The following is a 16647-nucleotide window of genomic DNA, read 5'->3' on the forward strand; positions in this document are numbered from 1 at the left end:
CGTCCCCGCTCTTCGGAAGGAGGTGCCCCGGTGGCGAGAACCGCTGATCAGCCTCGTCCCGTGCCCGGCTCCGCGCTCGACTCCCTGGACTTCGCCCTGGACCGGGCCAGTCCGGTGCCGCTCTACTACCAGCTGGCCCAGCAGTTGGAGGCGGCCATCGAGCACGGGGTCCTGGCCCCGGGGAACCTCCTGGGCAACGAGATCGACCTCTCCGTACGTCTGGGTCTGTCCCGGCCCACGGTCCGCCAGGCGATCCAGTCCCTGGTCGACAAGGGCCTGTTGGTCCGGCGGCGCGGCGTCGGTACTCAGGTGGTGCACAGCCAGGTCAAGCGGCCGCTGGAGCTCAGCAGCCTCTACGACGACCTGGAGTCGGCCGGACAGGGTCCGACCACGCGGGTGCTGCGCAACGAGGGGGTGCCGGCGACCGCCGATGTGGCCGCCGCCCTCGGTGTCGCGGAGGGCAGCGAGGTCACGCTGCTGGAGCGGCTGCGCTGCACCCACGGCCAGCCCGTGGCGTTTCTGTGCAACTACCTGCCCGCGAACCTGCTCGAACTCGACACGGAACGCCTGGAGTCGACCGGTCTGTACCGGATGATGCGCGCGGCGGGGATCACGCTGCACAGCGCCCGGCAGACCGTCGGCGCCCGCTCCGCCACCGCCGAGGAGGCCGCCCGCCTCGACGAGAAGGAGGGCGCCGCACTACTGACGATGCAGCGCACGGCGTACGACGACACGGGCCGGCCCGTCGAGTACGGGACCCACATCTACCGTGCGTCGAGATACGCCTTCGACTTCCAACTACTGGTCAGACCGTAACCGGTACTGGTCAGACCGTAACCGGAAGCCTCCCCTCACCTCAGCCCCCACGGCCGTCCGCGCCGCGGGGGCTCTGTGGCTGTTGGTTTCTGAAAGAACTTGCGAGTGATCGTGTCGATTACGTTTCGGGCAAGAGACGCATGAGAGGGACGTGAGGTATTGACGCATGCCCGGACATGCGGCTGTTATTACGCCCACGATGTTCGGTCGAGTTGGTTTCTGATCGGTTTCGAGGACCTTTCGGAGGCCGGCTCACCCCCTTGATCGAACCCCTGCCTTCAGGAGCCGCCATGCGCCTCTCGCCCTCGGGTCTTGCCGTTCCGGGTCCCAGCCGTCGCTCCCTGCTCCGAGGAGTGGGTGGCGCCGCCGTCCTCGCCGGCGCCGGTATACCCCTGCTGTCCGCCTGTGGCGGCAGCGGCGCCTCTTCGGACCCGAAGACCGTCACCCTCGGCTCCAACGCGTCCGACGCCGTGCCGAAGAAGGCCTTCGAGTCCGTCTACGCCGCCTTCAAGAAGCAGGCCGGCATCACGGTCGACGTGAACACCAAGGACCACAACACCTTCCAGGAGCAGATCAACTCCTACCTCCAGGGCACGCCGGACGACGTGTTCAACTGGTTCGCCGGCTACCGGATGCAGTTCTTCGCGGCCAAGAAGCTCGCCACCCCGATCGACGACGTGTGGGCGAAGATCGGGGACAACTTCCCCGACGCCATGAAGAAGCTCAGCAAGGGCGAGGACGGCAAGTACTACTTCGTCCCGCTGACCACGTACCCGTGGGCGATCTTCTACCGCAAGAGCGTCTTCCAGCAGCACGGCTACAAGGTCCCCGCCACCTGGGACGAACTGGTCGCCCTGTGCAAGCAGATGAAGAAGGACGGCCTGGTCCCGATCGCCTTCGGCGACAAGGACGCCTGGCCCGCCATGGGCACCTTCGACCAGATCAACTTCCGCCTCAACGGCTACGACTTCCACGTCCAGCTGATGGCGGGCAAGGCCTCCTGGACCGACTCCAAGGTCAAGGCCGTCTTCGACCACTGGGCCGAGCTCCTCCCCTACCACCAGGACGGCTTCATGGGCCGCACCTGGCAGGACGCCGCCCAGACGCTGGTGTCCAAGAAGGCCGGCATGTACCTCCTCGGCTCCTTCGTGGCCCAGCAGTTCACCAACAAGGCCGACCTGGACGACCTCGACTTCTTCCCCTTCCCGGAGATCAACTCCGCGTACGGCCAGGACACCGTGGAGGCGCCCACCGACGGCTTCATGGTCAGCAAGGCCCCCAAGAACCACGACGGCGTCGTCAAGCTGATGGAGTACCTGGGCAGCCCGGAGGCCGAGCAGACCTACCTCAAGACCGACCCGAGCGTGGTGGCCGCCTCCAGCAAGGCCGACACCTCCGCCTACTCGGCGCTGCAGAAGAAGGCGTTCGACATGATCAGCGGCGCCAAGAGCCTCACCCAGTTCATGGACCGCGACTCCCGGCCGGACTTCACCTCGACGGTGATGCAGCCCGGACTGCAGAAGTTCCTCCAGAACCCCAAGGGCGTGGACGGCTTGCTGTCGTCGATCGAGCGCCAGAAGAAGCAGATCTTCGCGTCCTCGTGAGCAACGGCATGACAACCGACATGACGACGAAGACCCCGGAGGCGGCCGCCGCGCCGCCTCCGGGCACTGCCTCCGCATCCAAGCGGGCGGGCCAGGGCCATCGGCGCCTGCTGACCCGCCGTGACCGGTTCACGCTCGCCCTGATGGCGGGCGTGCCCACGGTCCTGCACGTGGCCCTGGTCTGGGTCACCGCCCTCGCCTCCATCGCGCTCGCCTTCACCACCTGGGACGGCATCGGGTTCGACTCGATCAAGTGGGTGGGCCTCGACAACTTCAAACAACTCTTCAACGACAACCCGCAGTTCTGGCCGGCCGTCCAGCACAACGTCATCTGGTTCGTCGTCCTGATCCTCGTCCCGACGCCGCTCGGCCTCTTCCTCGCCGTCCAGCTGGACAAGAAGATCCGCTTCAGCCGCGTCTACCAGACGGCGTTCTTCCTGCCGGTCGTCATCTCCATGGCGTGCATCGGCTTCGTCTGGCAGCTGGTCTACAACCCGGACACGGGCCTGATCAACAGCATCATCGGCGCCAACAAGCCGGGCCACTACATCGACTGGATCGGCGACCCCAAGCTCAATCTGTGGGCCGTCCTCATCGCCGCCTCCTGGCGGCACACCGGCTACATGATGATCCTGTACCTGGCCGGTCTGAAGAGCGTCGACCCGTCGCTCAGGGAGGCCTCCGCGCTGGACGGCGCCAATGAGTGGCAGACGTTCAAGAGCGTCATCTTCCCGACGCTGCGCCCCACCAACACGGTCGTCCTGGTCGTCACCATCATCGAGGCCCTGCGCGCCTTCGACCTGGTGTTCGTGTTCAACAAGGGCGCCCAGGGCACCGAGTTGCTGTCGATCCTGGTGACCAACAACATCATCGGCGAGTCCAGCCGCATCGGTTACGGGTCGGCGATCGCGGTCGTCCTGCTGGTCATCTCGCTCGCCGTGATCATCCCCTACCTGGTGGCCACCTTCCGGAAGGAGCGGCGATCGTGAGCGCCCCCACCCTCGCGGCCGGCGCGCTCAAGAAGCGCGCGCCCGTCCGACCCGCCCGCATCCTGCTGCACGTCTTCCTCGCCGGCACGGCCCTCGCCTGGCTCGCCCCGCTGCTGTGGGCGATCTTCTCGGCCCTGCGCCCGTACAGCGAGACCAGCGAGAAGGGCTATGTGTCCTGGCCCGACACGCTGAACTTCGACAACTTCAAGAACGCGTTCGAACAGTCGGACATGACGCACTACTTCGGCAACACACTGCTGATCGCGGTGCCGGCCGTGCTGCTGACGCTGTTCCTGTCGTCGATGGTCGCCTTCTACGTCAGCCGCTTCGACTTCCGCCTCAACCTCGCGCTGCTGCTGGTCTTCACGGCGGGCAACCTGCTTCCGCAGCAGGTCATCATCACCCCGCTGTACCGGATGTATCTGCTCACCGACCTGCCCGGCATCACGCAGAGCGGCAAGCTGTACGACTCGGCGCTCGGCCTGGTGCTGATCCATGTGGCGTTCCAGTCCGGCTTCTGCGCGTTCGTGCTCAGCAACTACATGCGCTCGCTGCCGCACGAACTGACCGAGGCCGCGCTCGTGGACGGTGCCTCGGTGTGGCGGCTGTACTGGCAGATCACACTGCCGCTGTGCAAGCCGGCGATGGCGGCCCTGGCCACCCTGTTGTCGATCTGGATCTACAACGACTTCTTCTGGGCCCTGGTGCTGATCTCGACCGGCGAGAACATGCCGATCACCTCGGCCCTGAACAACCTCTCCGGCCAGTACTTCACGGACCCCAACCTGGTCGCCGCCGGCGCCCTGCTCACCGCGATCCCCACCCTGATCGTCTACTTCGCGCTCCAGCGGCAGTTCGTCAGCGGTCTCACCCTGGGCTCCAACAAGGGCTGACCCGGCTCCACTTGAAAGAGAACCCCGTGCACAACCCGTTCACCCCCGTCGCCTCGGTCCCCGTGGACCCGCGCAGCGCCCGGGTCCACGAGGAGGGCTGGCAGTCCTGGAGCCCCAGCGGTGCCTACGCCCTCGACGCGACCCCGTACCGCCCGACGAACGACAACTGGGCGACCGTCTGCTACCGCCCCGGCCGCGCCGTCCCCGCCGGGGTCTTCCAGGGCGAGGGCCTGCTCGCGCTCGACCCCGGCGACGGCGCCCCGGTCCGGCTGTGGGCCGGCGCCGACCCGCTCCTTGAGGTGCCGTCGATCAGGCTGACCGTCCGGGACGGTCACGCCGAGGTCGAGGCCGACGGACCGGTCAAGGAGTGGACGGACACCGGGATCCGGCCGGCGCTGGAGCGCTGGGCGGACGGCCTCGCGCTGCCCGCCCCGCGCCCGGCGCCGACGGTCTGGTGCTCCTGGTACGAGTACTTCACGACCGTCACCGAGGACGACATCCACGAGAACCTGCGCGCGATGGACACCCTCGACCTGCCGATCGACGTCGTGCAGATCGACGACGGCTACCAGAGCGCGCTCGGTGACTGGCTCACCCTCTCCGGCCGCTTCCGCTCCCAGCGGGGCATCGCGGACGCCATCCGGGCACGGGGCCGCCGGGCGGGCATCTGGACGGCCCCCTTCCTGGTCGCCCCGGACAGCGAACTCGCCGGAACGCACCCGGAGTGGCTGGTCCGCGACGGCGACGGCAACCCGCTGTCCGCCGGCCACAACTGGGGCCACGACCTGTACGTCCTGGACACCACCCACCCGGCGGCCGCGGCCTGTCTGAGCGACGTCTTCGCTACGCTGCGCGCCGAGGGCTACGACTACTTCAAGGTCGACTTCCTCTACGCGGGCGCCCTGGAAGGCGTACGGCACTCGGGGGCGGACGCGCTGACCGCGTACCGCAACGGCATCGCCCTGATCCGCGAGGCCATCGGCGCCGACGCCTACCTGCTGGGCTGCGGCGCGCCGATGCTGCCCTCCATCGGCCTGTTCGACGCGATGCGGGTCAGCCCCGACACGGCCCCGCACCGGCGGCCCCAGGCCGGTGACTACAGCCAGCCCGGCCAGGACCCGGCCGAGTTCACCGGTGCCGCCCGCCAGTGGCAGCACGGCCGGCTCTGGATCAACGACCCCGACTGCCTGATGGCCCGCCCGGCCGTGGAGACCCGTGAGCGCTGGGCCGCCCATGTGGAGGCCACCGGCGGGCTGATGGCCTCCAGCGACCGTCTGCTGTCCCTCGACCAGTGGGGCGTGAACACCACGCGCCGCCTTCTGACCTCGGCGGGAGCCACCCGATGAAGCGCACCCTGTCCGTCCCCGGCATCGCCTACGGCGGCGACTACAACCCCGAGCAGTGGCCCGAGGAGGTGTGGGCCGAGGACGTACGCCTCATGCGCGAGGCGGGCGTGAACATGGTGAGCGTCGGGATCTTCTCGTGGGCGCTGACGGAACCGTCCGAGGGCGCGTACGACTTCTCGCGCATGGACCGCATCCTCGGCCTGCTGCACGAGAACGGCATCGCCGCCGACCTGGCCACGCCGACCGCGGCCCCGCCCGCCTGGTTCTTCCGGGCCCACCCCGAGGCCCTGCCGGTCGACCGGGACGGCCGGACCCTCTCGTACGGCAGCCGCCAGACGTTCTGCCCCAGCAGCCCCGCCTACCGCGCGGCGGCCCTGCGCATCACGGGCGCGCTCGCCGAGCGCTACGCGGACCATCCGGCCGTCGTGATGTGGCACGTGCACAACGAGTACGGCTGCCACAACGCGGCCTGCTACTGCGACACCAGCGCGGAGGCCTTCCGCCGCTGGCTGCGCGCCCGGTACGGCGACGACCTGGCGGCCCTCAACCACGCCTGGGGCACGACGTTCTGGAGCCAGTGGTACTACGCCTGGGACGAGATCCTCCCGCCCCGGGCCACCGGTGCCGTGCCCAACCCCACGCACCAGCTGGACTGGCGGCGCTTCTGCTCCGACGAGTTGCTGTCGCTGTACACGGCGGAGCGCGACGTGCTGCGGGCGGCGGCCCCGGCGATCCCCGCCACCACCAACTTCATGGTGATGCACAACTTCGACGCCCTGGACTACTGGCGCTGGGCGCCGGAGCTGGACGTGGTCTCCAACGACCACTACCTCATGTCCGCCGACCCCGAGTCGGAGATCGACGTGGCGCTCAGCGGCGATCTGATGCGCTCCCTGGCCGGCGGCCCCTGGCTGCTGATGGAGCACTCCACCGGTGCGGTCAACTGGCAGCCGGTCAACCGCGCCAAGCGCCCCGGCGAGCTGCGCCGGAACGCCCTCGCCCATGTGGCGCACGGCGCGGACGGCATCGCCTACTTCCAGTGGCGGGCGGCGAAGGCGGGCGCCGAGCAGTGGCACTCGGCGATGCTGCCGCACTCCGGCACCGACAGCCGTATCTGGCGGGACGTGGTCCGGCTCGGCGCGGATCTGCGGGCCCTGGCCGAGGTGCGCGGCACCACGGGTACGGCCGAGGTCGCGATCGTCTGGGACTGGAACGCCCGCTGGGCCGTGGAACTGCCCTCCCAGCCGAGCGGTGAACTCCGCTACCTGGAGCTGGCGCGGGCCTGGTACGAGCCGCTGTGGCGCTCGGGCGTGGCCGTGGACTTCGTCCGCCCCGACGCCGACCTCTCCGCGTACCGCGTGGTCCTGGCCCCGAACGTCTACCTCGTCGACGACACGGGCGCGGCGAACCTCACGTCGTACGCCGAGCGCGGCGGCACACTGGCCGTCGGCTTCCACAGCGGGGCGGTGGACGAGAACTGCCATGTGCGGCTGGGCGGTTACCCGGGCGCGTTCCGGGAGGTCCTGGGCGTGCGCAGCGACGAGCTGTTCCCGCTCCTGCCGGGTGAGCCGGTCGGCCTGAGCGGCGAGGTGCCCGACGGCGCCTCGGGCACGCTCTGGTCGGAACGGGTACGGCTCGAAGGCGCCGAGACGGTCGCGTCGTACGCGGACGGCCCGCTGGCCGGTGTCCCGGCCGTGACCCGGCACGCGCACGGCACGGGCACCGCCTGGTACGTGGCGACGCTCCCCGACCCGGACACCCTCGCCGGGCTCCTCGACCGCATCCGTGCCGAGGCGGGCGTGGCACCGGTGCGCACCGCCCCGCCCGGGGTCGAGGTGGTCCAGCGGCGCGGCACCGACGCGGACTACCTGTTCGTCATCGACCACGCCGGCCGGGGCGCACAGGTCCCGGTCGCGCCGGGCGCGACAGAACTCCTGTCCGGCAAGGAGACCCCCGGCACGGTCACCGTCGCGCCCGGCGACATCGCCGTGGTCCGGGAGCCGCGCGCTCAGTGAGCCCCGTCCAGCCGGGCCTGCTGACCGGGCGTCGACTCCAGGTCCACGGCGGCGGATTCTCCTCCGACTGCCCCACCGACGACGCCCCGGCCAACGTCCCGCGGGAGGCGAGGCGGGGCGGGGTGCCGGGTGGTCGATGTCGCCGTCCAGCGTTGTCCGCCCGGGTGTAGTAGGCGCCCCCTCGGCACCCCGAGGCGTTCCCGGCCCGCTCGGCGGCTCGGATCACGACGAGGCGAACGGGCCGTCCAGTGCCGCCCATTGGAGGAGCATGATGGTCTTGGCGTCGGCGATCTCGCCGGTGCGGATCATCTCCAGGGCCCTGCGGAAGGGGAGTTCGAGGATCTCGATGTCCTCGCCCTCCTCGTCCAGTCCCCCGCCCTCGTGGGTGCGGGTGGAGGGGCCGTAGGCGGCCGCGTAGAAGCTGACGCGCTCGGTGACCGAGCCCGGGCTCATATAGACGTCGAAGACGTGCTCCACCGCGCCGACGGTGTGCCCGGTCTCCTCCACCGCCTCGCGTCTGACGGCGATCTCCGGGTGCTCGTCATCGTCGTCGAGCAGCCCGCCCGGCGTCTCCACCAGCATGCCGTCCGGGTGCCCGTTGACATACACCGGGAAGCGGAACTGCCGGGTGAGCAGCACGGTTTCGCGTTCCTTGTCGTACAGCAGCAGGGTCGCGCCGTTGCCCCGGTCGTGCGTCTCGCGCTGCTGGGTGCTCCAGGTCCCGTCGGCGCGCCGGATGTCGAAGGTGGTGGCGCGTTCGACGTACCAGTGGCTGGACAGGAGCTTCACCTCCCGGACCTTGACCCGCGGATTGCGGCTCAGCTCCAGCCCGGTCCGATCGAGTCCGGTACGGCCCCGGCGGTCCGGGATGTCGATGCCTTCGGTCGTCATGGTCACCTCTCTATCACCCGGGCCCGCGGTGCCTCGGCGACGATGGTCACCGGTGTGCTCGGTCAGTGGGCGACGCCGATCGTGCGCCGGATCGTCTCGGGGCGGTCGAGCACCGACAGCATGTGATGGGCGACGTCGGCGCGGGAGATGCTGGTGCCACCGCGCAGGTTCTGTTCGAAGGCGGTGCGGTAGACGCCGGTGAGGGGCTTGTCGGTGAAGCGTGGCGGGCGCGAGATGGTCCAGTCCAGACCGCTGTCGCGCACCAGGTCCTCCATGACGGCGAGGTCGGCGTAGTGCGCGCCGAACATGGTGCGGGCGAGCGGGGCGCCCAGGTGGCGCATGAAGAACCCGTCGCCCGGGTCGTGCTTCGGCGGGTTCGGCCGGGCCGGCGACGCCACGGTGCCGATCGGCGCCGCGCTGACGACCACGAGGCGCCGTACACCGGTCGCCCGCATCGCGGCCACAATGGCCTCCGTACCGCGCGAGGTGATGCCCGCGTCGGCCCTGGGCCTGCGGGGCCCGAGTCCCGACAGGACGGCGTCCCGGCCGTCGACGGCGGACGCGAGCAGGCTCGGGTCCGGCGCCGCCAGATCGGCCGTGACGACGCGCACGCGTCCGCCCGGCGCGGCCAGGTTCGCGGGGTTGCGTACGACGGCGGTGACGTCATGGCCGGCGGCGACGGCCTGGTCGAGAAGGTGGCGGCCGACGCCGCCGGTGGCCGCGAAGACGGTGAGCTTCATGGGTGGTTCCTCCTGGGCTCGGTCGAGTTCCCGGATCTCGCGATCCGACGTCGGTCCCGCGTCACGCGAGGCCCGTGAGCTTCTCCGGATTGGTCAGGAAGTAGATGCCGCACACCTGTTGGCCGTCCGGCGCCAGGTCGAGGACCAGTACGGCGAAGGGCGAGTCCCCGCTGAACAGCAGCGCCGAGGGGTCGCCGTTGACCCGCCGGTAGCGGACGTCCAGGCCGCTCGGGGCCCGCTCGGTGCCCCGGGCCAGCACCTGGGCGACCTTCTCCCGGCCGTGCACGGGACGCGGCCCCGCGGCGGTGGCCTTGCCCCCGCCGTCGGCCCACAGCGTCACGTCCGGCGCCAGGAGCCGCAGCAGCGTGTCCAGATCGCCGCCGGAGACCGCGGCCACGAACCGCTCGGTGACCTGCTGTCGCAGCCGCGGATCGGCCTGGTAGCGCGGACGGCGGGCCTGCACGTGCTCGCGTGCGCGACGCGCGAGCTGGCGTACGGCCGCGGGGCTGCGCCCCAGAATCTCCGCGGTCTCGGTGTGGGCGTAGCCGAACACCTCGTGCAGGACGAACACCGCGCGCTCCAGCGGGGTGAGCGTCTCCAGGACGACCATGAGCGCCATCGACACCGACTCGGTCTGCTCGGCCGGATCCACGAGCGGGGTGACCAGCGGCTCGGGCAGCCATGGACCGACATACGTCTCGCGGCGCCGGTCGATGGCGGCCTGCCGGGCGAGCGCCTTGTGCACCGCGATCCGGGCGAGATAGGCGCGCGGACTGTTGACCGGCTCCACGTCCCCCGACCCGCCCCTGGACGACCAGGCCAGCCAGGTCTCCTGCAGCACGTCCTCGGTGTCGGCGACGCTGCCGAGCATGTTGTAGACGATGGAGAACAGCAGCTCACGGTGTTGGACGAACACGTTGGTCGCCGCGTCCACGGCGCTTTGCCGGGCACTGCCCGCCGACGGGGTGTCGGACATCTTCGGACCTCCTGCGGTGTCTTGTCTTCCAAGAGCAGCGGGAGGACCCGAAGTGTGACATCCGGAAGGGACCGTCGCCCACATGCATCGAGGCTCTGCTCGCCTCGGCGAACAGAGCCTCGATCATGTCGAACGGAGCGGAGCTCCGGTCGGGACGACAGGATTTGAACCTGCGACCCCTTGACCCCCAGTCAAGTGCGCTACCAAGCTGCGCCACGTCCCGGTGCGCTCACTCACGGTGACCCGTGTGATCGCACGAACAGAACTTTACCGCACGTGGCGGGCCGCGCCGAAGGGGGCACCGCGGCGGCGGTGGACAATCGGTCGTATGGGCAGCGCAGGGGCATCGCGGGGACGGCCGGTCGAGACCCGGGACCGGGACAGTGAGGGGCGCGCGCGGAACGCGAGGCCGCGGGACGGGCTCGGGCGGCCGCTGCCGTACGGCGCCGCCGGGGTGGAACGGCAGCCCGAGGGGGTCGTACGGACTCCCCGGGAGACGGTCTCGCAGGCGCAGGCGCTGCTGGACGCGGGGAAGCCGTTTCACGCGCACGAGGTCTTCGAGGACGCCTGGAAGTCGGGTCCGCAGGACGAGCGCGCGCTGTGGCGGGGGCTGGCCCAGCTGGCCGTGGGGCTCACGCACGCCGCCCGGGGCAATGTCACCGGTGGCGTACGGCTGCTGCGGCGCGGCGCGGGCGCGGTCGAGGAGTGGGCGGCGGAGCGCGGACAGCGGCGGCCGTACGGGATGGATCTCGCCGGGCTCGTCGGCTGGGCACGAGGCCTGGCGGACGACGTGGAGCGGGATGCCGGTACCGCGGTCGACGCCGCGGCGCGGGCGCCCCGGCTGCGGGGGCACGGGGCGCCGTAGCGGGGCGTGCGGAGGCGGTGCACGCACTGTCAGTGGCATGCGGCAGACTCGGGGGCGTGCGAAAGATTCATGTCATCGGTATCGGTGCGGGCGACCCCGACCAGCTGACCCTGCAGGCGGTCAAGGCGCTGCGGAGCACCGACGTGTTCTTCCTCCTCGAAAAGGGCGAGGTGAAGAGTGATCTGACGCGGCTGCGCCGGGACATGCTGGACGCGCACATACCGCAGGGGTCGTACCGGCTGGTGGAGGCGCGCGACCCGGAGCGGGACCGGAGCGCCGGCGGTGCGGCGTACTCCCCGGCGGTCGGGGACTGGCGCAGCGCCCGCGCCGACATCTACGAGCGGCTGATCACCGAGGAACTCGGGGCGGACGAGAGCGGGGCCTTCCTGGTCTGGGGGGACCCTTCGCTGTACGACAGCACGCTCGGCATCCTCGATGAGGTGCTCGCCCGGGGTGCGGTGGCCTTCGAGTACGACGTTGTGCCGGGCATCAGCAGTGTCTCGGCGCTCGTCGCGCGGCACCGCACGGGACTGAACCGGGTGGCCCGGCCGGTGCAGATCACCACGGGGCGGCGGCTGGCCGAGGGGTTCCCGGAGGGGGTGGACGACGTGGTGGTGATGCTCGACGCGCACCAGACCTTCCGGCAGTACGCCGAGCAGGACATCGACATCTACTGGGGCGCGTACATCGGCACCCCGGACGAGATCCTCGTCTCCGGTCCTCTCGCCGAGGCCGGCCCGCGCATCGAGCGGGTGCGCGCCGAGGCGCGTGAGCGCAAGGGCTGGATCATGGACACGTATCTGCTGCGCAGGCACCCCGAGCGAGACTGACCGGCACTCCCCGGTCACGGCGGTTCGAGGCCGAGTCTTTCCAGTACGGCCGCCACGTCGGGGACCGCGGTCACGCCGGGCGGGAGCGGGGGGCGTTGTACGACGACCACGGGCAGGCCGAGTTCACGCGCGGCCGTCAGTTTGGCGGCCGTCGCCTCTCCCCCGCTGTCCTTGGTGACCAGCACGTCGATGCGGTGGGCGCGCAGCAGCGTCAGCTCGTCGGCCACGGTGAACGGCCCGCGGGCCAGGATCACTTCGGCGTCGGGCGGCATCGGTGGCTCGGGCGGCTCCACGGACCGTACGACGAAGTGCAGGTCCGTCAGCCGGGCGAAGGCCGCGAGGCCCAGGCGGCCGGTGGTGAGGAACACCCGCCGGCCGAGGCCGGGTAGCGCGTCGGCGGCCGCGGCCAGGGACGGGACCGGGTGCCTGCGGTCGCCGGGGGCGGGCCGCCAGCCGGGGCGGCGCAGGACCACCAGGGGCAGCCCGGTGGCCCGCGCGGCCCGTGCCGCGTTCGCGGTGATCGACGCGGCGAAGGGGTGCGTGGCGTCCACGACCGCGTCCGCCCGTTGCGCGCGCAGCCAGTCCGCCAGCCCCTCCGCTCCGCCGAAGCCACCGATCCGTACGTCCCCCTCCACTGCCCCGGGCCGGGCCACCCGGCCGGCCAGCGAGGTGGTGACCCGGACATCCGGGCGGGCCGCGAGGCGGGCGGCCAGCCGGCGGGCCTCGGTGGTGCCGCCGAGGATCAGGATGTGCGGGGACATGGCAGTGAGCGTACGACGCCGGTTCGGGTCGGGTGACGATCGGTGGGAGTGGGCCCGCCCGCTCGGGAGGCGATGTCGTACGGTCCGGTGCGCCGCCCGGGTCGCTATCGTCCAGGCATGGAATCCGTGCGTGCCGTGCTGATCGACATCGACGGGGTGCTCACCGTCTCGTGGCAGCCGCTGCCGGGGACGGTGGAGGCGTTGCGGCAGATCCGTGCGGCCGGGCTCGGGGTTGCGCTGGTCACCAACACCACCTCCCGTACGCGCGCGTCGATCGCCGAGACGCTGTCGGAGGCAGGGTTCGAGGTGCGGGCCGAGGACGTCCTCACCGCGCCCTCGGTCACCGCGGCCCATCTGGCCGAGCACTTTCCCGGCGCCCGGTGCGCCCTGCTCAACAGCGGGGACATCACGGAGGACCTCGCCGGCATCACCCTGGTCGACGGGGACACCGTCCCGGACGTGGTCGTGGTCGGCGGCGCGGGGCCCGAGTTCGGCTACGCGGCGCTCAACCGGGCCTTCGGGCAGTTGCAGCGGGGTGCGCGGCTGGTGGCCATGCACCGCAATCTGTACTGGCGGACGGCGGAGGGGCTGCAGTTGGACACGGGAGCGTTCCTGGTCGGGCTGGAGAAGGCGGCACGGGTCGAGGCGGAGATCACGGGCAAGCCCTCGCCGGCGTTCTTCGGGGCGGCGCTGGCCCGGCTGGGGGTGGGTGCGGACCAGGCCCTGATGGTCGGCGACGACATCGAGTTCGACGTGCTGGCGGCACAGCGCGCCGGGATCACCGGTGTCCTGGTGAAGACCGGCAAGTACCTGCCGGAGACCCACGAGAGGGCGAGCGGCACCCCGGACCACGTCCTGGACTCGTTCGCGGACCTGCCCGCGCTGCTGAACCTAACGCAGTAGCAGCTGGGCGCCGCCCACGACGGTCGCCGCGATCACCAGTTGCTCGAACAGCCGCTGGTTGATCCTGTTCACAGCCCATGTGCCGAACAACGCCCCGGGTACGACGAACACCGCGAGCGCGGCGTCAAGGAGCAGCGAGCGGCCGTCGATGAGGCCGAGGCCGGCGCTGAAGGGCACCTTGGACACGTTTACGATCAGGAAGAAGAAGGCCGAGGTGCCGAGGAAGCCCAGCTTCCGGAAGCCCGCGGACAGCAGGTACATCGACATCACCGGGCCGCCCGCGTTGGCGACCATCGTGGTGAAGCCGCCGAGGACGCCGTAGGAACGGGCCTTGACCCGGCCGGCCCGGGTGACGACCGAGTCCGGCTCCTCGTCCGCGTCGGCCCGGCGCCGCCGCCACACCGTGACCGCGGCCATCAGCAGCAGGATCGCGCCGATGGAGGTCCGTACGATCCCGTCGTCGGCCCACACGAGGAACAGCGTGCCGAACACCACGCCGGCCGCCACCGCCGGGAACAGCCGCCACAGCGTGGGCCAGTGGGCGTGCCGGCGGTAGGTGGCGACGGCGAGCAGGTCGCCCGCGATCAACACGGGGAGCAGGACGCCGGTGGAGGCGCGGGCGGGCAGGACGGCCGCGAAGACGGCGAGGCTGACCGTGTTGGCCCCGCTGACGGCGGTCTTGGAGAAGCCGACGAGCAGCGCCGCGAAGGCGAGGGCGGCGAACTCCCAGCCGGTTATGTGCCAGAGCGTCATCGTGTTCATGCGGACACCGAGGCTATGCGCATGCATGTGCCCGTGTAAGCGCGTCTCGGCTGGTGGTCGTCGTACCGACGGGCGCTGCGAAGTGCCGCCGCTCAGTGCCTCTCCACCAGCACCGCGCTCCCCTGCCCCACGCCCACGCACATGGTCGCCAGCCCGCGCTCGGCTCCGGTGCGCCGCATGCGGTGGAGCAGGGTGGTGAGGATGCGGGCGCCGGAGCAGCCCAGCGGGTGGCCGAGGGCGATCGCGCCGCCGGTCGGGTTCACCAGCTCCGGGTCGATGCCGAGCTGGTCGACGCAGGCGAGGGCCTGGGCGGCGAACGCCTCGTTGAACTCGGCCTCCTGGAGGTCGCCGGTCTCCCAGCCCGCGCGGGCGAGCGCCTTGCGGGTGGCGGGCACCGGGCCGATGCCCATCACATCGGGGTGGACTCCGGCCGAGGCACCGGCGACGTACCGGCCCAACGACTCCAGCCCCAGTTCGTTCAGGGCCTCCTCGCTGACCAGCAGCAGTCCGGCCGCGCCGTCGTTCATCGGCGAGGCGTTGCCCGCGGTGACCGTCCCGCTGGCGCGGAAGACCGGCTTCAGCCGGGCGAGCTTCTCGTACGAGGTGTCCTCGCGGACGCACTCGTCGCTGTCGACGACGATGCCGTCCGGGCGCTCGACGGGCAGGAGTTCGTCGTCGAAGTGGCCGTTCTTGCGTGCGGCGGCGGCGAGTCGGTGGCTGCGCAGGGCGAACTCGTCCTGCCGCTCGCGTGTGATGCCGTAGCGCTCGGCGACCTCCTCGGCGGTCTCGCCCATCGACAGCAGGCCGTGGAGCTCCTTCATCGCGGGGTTGACCAGGCGCCAGCCGAGGCGGGTGTCGACGGTCTCGATGCGGTGCGGCAGGGCCTCGTCGGGGCGGGGCAGGACGAAGGGGGCGCGGCTCATGGACTCGGAGCCGCCGGCGATCACGATGTCGGCCTCGCCCGCGGCGACGGTGCGGGCGGCGGTGGTGACCGCCTCCAGGCCGGAGGCGCAGAGCCGGTTGACGGTGGCGCCGGGTACGGATTCGGGCAGTCCGGCGAGCAGCGCGGCCATCCGGGCGATATTGCGGTTGTCCTCGCCCGCCTGGTTGGCTGCACCCCAGTAGACGTCGTCGATGCGGGCCGGGTCGAGCGCGGGCACCTCGGAGACCAGGTGGCGGATCACCGTCGCCGCCAGGTCGTCGGGCCGGACCGTGGACAGGGCGCCGCGCAGCTTGCCGATGGGGGTGCGGCGGGCGGCCGCGAAGTGGACGGGACGCACGACAGGACTCCTGACCGACGGCATTGTCGAATGAGGCCGAATTAATTAGCACTGCTAGTTTTGGACTATAGACCTCGGACCGGCCCCCTGGGAAGATCCTCGGGCACCTTCACCGAGGCAGCCGGAGGAGACATGGCCGACACGCGGGAGCACGTCCTCACCGGGACCCGCGGCACGATCAGCGCACGCGAGTGGCCGCACCCGCGGCCCCGGTACATCGCCCTGGTGGTGCACGGGTACGGCGAGCACGCGGGCCGCTACGACGCACTCGCCGACTTCCTGACCGGGCACGGGGCGGTGGTATACGGCCCCGATCACATCGGCCACGGCAGGTCGGCGGGCGAACGCGTGGTGATCGAGGACTTCGAGGACGTGGTCACCGATGTGCACGCCGTGGCCGGCCTGGCCCGCACCGCGCACCCGGGTCTGCCGGTCGTCGTGATCGGCCACTCCATGGGCGGCCTGATCGCGGCCCGGTACGCCCAGCGGTACGGCGACGAGCTCGCCGCGCTCGTGCTGTCCGGCCCGGTCATCGGCGTCTGGGAGCTGCCGGGCCGGCTGCTCGCGCTCGACGAGATCCCGGACACCCCCATCAGCCCGGGCGCGCTCTCCCGCGACCCGGCGGTGGGTGCCGCGTACGCCGCCGATCCCCTGGTCTGGCACGGTCCGATGAAGCGCCCGACGCTGGAGGCGTTCGTACGGACCCTGGAGACCGTCGCCAAGGGCGGCGACGCCGGTCCGCTCCCGCTGCTGTGGCTGCACGGCGAAGACGACAGGCTGGTGCCGCTGCCCGGCAGCCGGATCGGCGTGGAGCGGCTGAGCGGAGGCCGGCGGACCGAGCGGATCTACGCCGGGGCACGGCACGAGGTCTTCAACGAGACGAACCGCGCGGAGGTCTTCGCCGACGTGACCGCGTTCCTGGACGGCGTGCTGACGGGCTGATTCCGGACGGACCGCCGCCGGGTCCGGTCGTCGC

Annotated in this window: 16 protein-coding genes and 1 tRNA gene; 10 read left to right on the top strand and 7 right to left on the bottom strand. The window is 71.2% G+C overall.

Going from position 1 to position 16647, the window contains the following annotated elements; genetic code table 11:
* The first annotated feature begins 30 nt into the window (after positions 1 to 30).
* The 6 genes from AB0I54_RS25870 to AB0I54_RS25895 all read left to right on the top strand — a co-directional run bounded on the left by AB0I54_RS25870 (position 31) and on the right by AB0I54_RS25895 (position 7663).
* The gene (locus AB0I54_RS25870) at positions 31 to 816 is read left to right on the top strand and encodes a GntR family transcriptional regulator (protein WP_363298529.1); all 786 of its coding nucleotides are present in this window, start codon (positions 31 to 33) and stop codon (positions 814 to 816) included.
* A gap of 290 nt (positions 817 to 1106) precedes the next feature.
* The gene (locus tag AB0I54_RS25875; RefSeq protein WP_363298530.1) at positions 1107 to 2420 is read left to right on the top strand and encodes an ABC transporter substrate-binding protein; all 1314 of its coding nucleotides are present in this window, start codon (positions 1107 to 1109) and stop codon (positions 2418 to 2420) included.
* 8 nt (positions 2421 to 2428) lie between these two features.
* Positions 2429 to 3409: a sugar ABC transporter permease gene (locus tag AB0I54_RS25880; protein ID WP_363298531.1), complete on the top strand. Its 981-nt coding sequence runs from the start codon at positions 2429 to 2431 to the stop codon at positions 3407 to 3409.
* A complete protein-coding gene (locus AB0I54_RS25885; RefSeq protein WP_263214807.1) occupies positions 3406 to 4302 on the top strand; it encodes a carbohydrate ABC transporter permease in 897 nt (298 codons plus the stop codon). The genes AB0I54_RS25880 and AB0I54_RS25885 overlap by 4 nt, the downstream gene beginning before the upstream one ends.
* A 26-nt stretch (positions 4303 to 4328) precedes the next feature.
* Positions 4329 to 5648, top strand: a complete 1320-nt coding sequence (locus AB0I54_RS25890) for a glycoside hydrolase family 36 protein (protein ID WP_363298532.1) — start codon at positions 4329 to 4331, stop codon at positions 5646 to 5648.
* Positions 5645 to 7663 carry a beta-galactosidase gene (locus tag AB0I54_RS25895; RefSeq protein ID WP_363298533.1) on the top strand — a complete coding sequence of 673 codons (2019 nt, stop codon included), beginning with the start codon at positions 5645 to 5647 and terminating at the stop codon, positions 7661 to 7663. Before AB0I54_RS25890 ends, AB0I54_RS25895 begins: the two co-directional genes overlap by 4 nt.
* 222 nt (positions 7664 to 7885) lie before the next feature.
* On the opposite strand, the gene AB0I54_RS25900 is transcribed toward AB0I54_RS25895, so the two are convergent.
* From AB0I54_RS25900 to AB0I54_RS25915, 4 genes are all read right to left on the bottom strand, one after another.
* Complete coding sequence (locus tag AB0I54_RS25900; RefSeq protein WP_363298534.1) at positions 7886 to 8554, bottom strand: NUDIX domain-containing protein; 669 nt, start codon at positions 8552 to 8554, stop codon at positions 7886 to 7888.
* Between the two features lie 62 nt (positions 8555 to 8616).
* Complete coding sequence (locus AB0I54_RS25905) at positions 8617 to 9294, bottom strand: SDR family oxidoreductase (protein ID WP_363298535.1); 678 nt, start codon at positions 9292 to 9294, stop codon at positions 8617 to 8619.
* A gap of 61 nt (positions 9295 to 9355) precedes the next feature.
* Positions 9356 to 10270, bottom strand: a complete 915-nt coding sequence (sigJ, locus tag AB0I54_RS25910; RefSeq protein WP_363298536.1) for an RNA polymerase sigma factor SigJ — start codon at positions 10268 to 10270, stop codon at positions 9356 to 9358.
* Positions 10271 to 10419: 149 nt separating this feature from the next.
* Positions 10420 to 10493: transfer RNA gene (locus AB0I54_RS25915), tRNA-Pro, on the bottom strand.
* 105 nt (positions 10494 to 10598) lie between these two features.
* Between AB0I54_RS25915 and AB0I54_RS25920 the strand changes: the two genes are divergently transcribed.
* Both AB0I54_RS25920 and cobF read left to right on the top strand, forming a co-directional pair.
* Entirely contained in the window at positions 10599 to 11135 is a 537-nt protein-coding gene (locus AB0I54_RS25920) for a DUF309 domain-containing protein (protein ID WP_363298537.1), read from the top strand.
* Between the two features lie 56 nt (positions 11136 to 11191).
* A complete protein-coding gene (cobF, locus tag AB0I54_RS25925; protein ID WP_363298538.1) occupies positions 11192 to 11965 on the top strand; it encodes a precorrin-6A synthase (deacetylating) in 774 nt (257 codons plus the stop codon).
* Positions 11966 to 11979: 14 nt separating this feature from the next.
* On the opposite strand, the gene AB0I54_RS25930 is transcribed toward cobF, so the two are convergent.
* Entirely contained in the window at positions 11980 to 12726 is a 747-nt protein-coding gene (locus AB0I54_RS25930; RefSeq protein WP_363298540.1) for a cobalt-precorrin-6A reductase, read from the bottom strand.
* A 117-nt stretch (positions 12727 to 12843) separates the two neighbouring features.
* Between AB0I54_RS25930 and AB0I54_RS25935 the strand changes: the two genes are divergently transcribed.
* On the top strand, positions 12844 to 13629 hold the full coding sequence (locus AB0I54_RS25935) for a TIGR01458 family HAD-type hydrolase (RefSeq protein ID WP_363298541.1): 786 nt from the start codon (positions 12844 to 12846) through the stop codon (positions 13627 to 13629).
* Here AB0I54_RS25935 and AB0I54_RS25940 read toward each other — a convergent pair.
* Together AB0I54_RS25940 and AB0I54_RS25945 are read right to left on the bottom strand one after the other, a co-directional pair.
* Positions 13618 to 14391 (bottom strand): sulfite exporter TauE/SafE family protein, encoded by a 774-nt coding sequence (locus AB0I54_RS25940; protein ID WP_363298542.1) that lies wholly within the window; start codon positions 14389 to 14391, stop codon positions 13618 to 13620. The two genes, AB0I54_RS25935 and AB0I54_RS25940, sit on opposite strands and share 12 nt — an antisense overlap.
* Positions 14392 to 14483: 92 nt before the next feature.
* Positions 14484 to 15671 carry a thiolase family protein gene (locus AB0I54_RS25945; RefSeq protein ID WP_363298543.1) on the bottom strand — a complete coding sequence of 396 codons (1188 nt, stop codon included), beginning with the start codon at positions 15669 to 15671 and terminating at the stop codon, positions 14484 to 14486.
* A 132-nt stretch (positions 15672 to 15803) separates the two neighbouring features.
* On the opposite strand from AB0I54_RS25945, the gene AB0I54_RS25950 reads away from it, so the two are divergent.
* The gene (locus AB0I54_RS25950) at positions 15804 to 16613 is read left to right on the top strand and encodes a lysophospholipase (RefSeq protein WP_363298544.1); all 810 of its coding nucleotides are present in this window, start codon (positions 15804 to 15806) and stop codon (positions 16611 to 16613) included.
* Positions 16614 to 16647 lie beyond the last annotated feature (34 nt).

This window comes from Streptomyces sp. NPDC050625, assembly GCF_040654755.1.
Lineage (GTDB): Bacteria > Actinomycetota > Actinomycetes > Streptomycetales > Streptomycetaceae > Streptomyces.

Bases quoted from the DNA above. Each gene is read 5' to 3' on its own strand.
- AB0I54_RS25875 (WP_363298530.1), top strand. From the start codon at position 1,107: ATGCGCCTCTCGCCCTCGGGTCTTGCCGTTCCGGGTCCCAGCCGTCGC.
- AB0I54_RS25880 (WP_363298531.1), top strand. From the start codon at position 2,429: ATGACAACCGACATGACGACGAAGACCCCGGAGGCGGCCGCCGCGCCG.
- AB0I54_RS25895 (WP_363298533.1), top strand. From the start codon at position 5,645: ATGAAGCGCACCCTGTCCGTCCCCGGCATCGCCTACGGCGGCGACTAC.
- AB0I54_RS25900 (WP_363298534.1), bottom strand. From the start codon at position 8,554: ATGACGACCGAAGGCATCGACATCCCGGACCGCCGGGGCCGTACCGGA.
- AB0I54_RS25905 (WP_363298535.1), bottom strand. From the start codon at position 9,294: ATGAAGCTCACCGTCTTCGCGGCCACCGGCGGCGTCGGCCGCCACCTT.
- sigJ (WP_363298536.1), bottom strand. From the start codon at position 10,270: ATGTCCGACACCCCGTCGGCGGGCAGTGCCCGGCAAAGCGCCGTGGAC.
- AB0I54_RS25920 (WP_363298537.1), top strand. From the start codon at position 10,599: ATGGGCAGCGCAGGGGCATCGCGGGGACGGCCGGTCGAGACCCGGGAC.
- AB0I54_RS25930 (WP_363298540.1), bottom strand. From the start codon at position 12,726: ATGTCCCCGCACATCCTGATCCTCGGCGGCACCACCGAGGCCCGCCGG.
- AB0I54_RS25935 (WP_363298541.1), top strand. From the start codon at position 12,844: ATGGAATCCGTGCGTGCCGTGCTGATCGACATCGACGGGGTGCTCACC.
- AB0I54_RS25940 (WP_363298542.1), bottom strand. From the start codon at position 14,391: ATGAACACGATGACGCTCTGGCACATAACCGGCTGGGAGTTCGCCGCC.
- AB0I54_RS25950 (WP_363298544.1), top strand. From the start codon at position 15,804: ATGGCCGACACGCGGGAGCACGTCCTCACCGGGACCCGCGGCACGATC.